The sequence below is a fragment of the bacterium genome, assembly GCA_026414725.1.
In the GTDB taxonomy this organism is placed as follows: Bacteria; Ratteibacteria; UBA8468; order B48-G9; family JAFGKM01; genus JAAYXZ01.
Map to the genome: position 1 here is coordinate 1 of JAOAIL010000054.1, position 773 is coordinate 773.

General features: G+C 27.0%; 1 protein-coding gene. It reads right to left on the reverse strand.

All coding sequences use genetic code 11. From position 1 onward, the window contains the following. The coding region (locus tag N3D17_07795) for a hypothetical protein (protein ID MCX8083265.1) at window positions 1-676 on the reverse strand (676 nt) is incomplete at its 3' end. Window positions 677-773: the final 97 nt, after the last annotated feature.

A 773-nucleotide genomic window follows, 5' to 3' on the forward strand; every position in this document is an offset into this window, starting at 1 on the left:
CATCTGGTAAGGCGTTTAAATTATGCGAGAAATAATTTCTAGCTTTTTTATCTGACTTCAAAAAATACTCGGAAGTTATGTCTCTCTTTTCATCAATAAGTTTCAATCGCCTTAAATTTTCTATTTTTTCAGATAGATTCATTCCTTGAAAATGGTCAAGTATGTAGATGATAATTCTACTGGAAATAAGAACAGACCCTAAATAAAATCCTTCTTCACAGGATTTAATTGCATGTTCAATATTTTTCATAAAAGTTTCATCTAAGTCATCGGTAATTTTCTGAAACTCTTCTTTTAAAGCATTAAGTTTAATTAATTCGTTTGGAGGAACAGGGGAAATATGAGATTCTAATAAACCAATTATCCTATCACAATTAATTGATATCTCAGTTAAAACGCCAAACCAGTCATTAGTAATTTCAGGCACATCTATCCTTCTGAAATAATTATAGTTTTCTAATCCCAACATGTTCTTTACTATCTCAATTTCTTCATTGTACTTTTTAAAAATTCTTTTACAGATAGAATTAAACTTTTCTTCACTATCTTGCGGTATAATATCAAAAGGATTTTCATAAAAGTTTCTATTAATAAAAGAATCTTTTACTTTCTCTATTTCTTTTTGTAATCTTTGTAAACATTTTACTTCACTTTTTAACAAGTGTTGATCTATCATTTTAACCCCACTTTATTACTAATTCATTTTCCTCAAATTTTCTTTTCCAGTTTGAATGTTACTTTATAAGTATAAAGACCTATATTGTTAACAATTG